The organism is Chloroflexus sp. (assembly GCF_056331925.1).
The window spans coordinates 1-944 of the sequence record NZ_JBWGQH010000064.1 but is presented as its reverse complement, the minus strand read 5'-3'; the positions used below and the strand labels follow the sequence as shown (position 1 = coordinate 944).

Annotated in this window: 2 protein-coding genes; both read right to left on the bottom strand. The window is 63.8% G+C overall.

Annotation, left to right across the window (positions count from 1 at the left end; all coding sequences use genetic code 11):
- The coding region (locus AC01ZF_RS17530) for a hypothetical protein (RefSeq protein WP_476575549.1) at positions 1-541 on the bottom strand (541 nt) is incomplete at its 3' end.
- Positions 542-692: 151 nt separating this feature from the next.
- A partial coding sequence (locus AC01ZF_RS17525; protein ID WP_476575548.1) for a hypothetical protein occupies positions 693-944 on the bottom strand: 252 nt, incomplete at its 5' end.

Below are 944 nucleotides of genomic sequence, written 5' to 3'. Positions count from 1 at the left end.
GAAAGTCGCCATCGGATGTGGCCACGGCGCGACGGATGCTGATGCTTACCGAGAGGGAGCGATAGGTCTTGCTCCACAGGACGTCGCCGGACCCGTTGATCTTGAGCACCTCAGCAACTGCCTTGCCCTCGTAGCAACACGTGCTGCCGGCCAGCAGAAAGCCGCCGTCCGGGGTAGGGACCAGGTCAAGGGCGCGGCCCCCTTCGGGAGGAAGACCACCGCCGTCTTTCTGCAGGACGTTGTAGGTGCGGTTCCACCGCACATTCCCGGCGGCGTCTATTTTCATCACATAGAAGTCCGAGGTGTAGTACGGGTCCCCGGCGATCCCCGCGAGGAGGAAGCCGCCGTCGGCGGTAGTTGCCGCCGCCAACGCCCTGAGTTCCTGGGTGCTGGTGATCGCGTAGGCCCGCTGGAAGCGGGTTCCGGCCGCGGCGGCGCTCGCCGCGGCCCGGCAGACCGCCGCCGCCCCGCCGGAGGCCCCCGTGAGAGGAAGCCCCCACCACCCGCCCATCATCAGCGCGAGCAGGGCCGTCAGGACCAATATGGCTTGCGGTGGCCGTGCTCGTCTGCCTTGGTCTGAATGGTTGAATATCGTTAGATGACCACCCATAGCCTGAGCGCTGTCTACTAGATCTTCGGGGATAGGTGAAGGCCAGGCCTTCACCCATCCCGTTTCCGACCGCCTTGATCTCTCACGGCGCTTTCACCACCAGCGGCAGGTAGAGCGGATAGCCACCTGGGGGGATAGGCGGCTCACAGAAAACGCGCACGCTGTCAATCGCCCAGTACAAATCATCACTGGCGTTATAATAGTGCCAGCGCAGGCGGAAGGAGGTGGCACCGCCCAGATTGGGTGTCAGGTGGAGAGTTGTTATCTGCGGCCTAACCGGAAAACTGTTACCACTCCACCGGTGAAGCCGCACCCAGGTGGTGCCGGTCAAGAT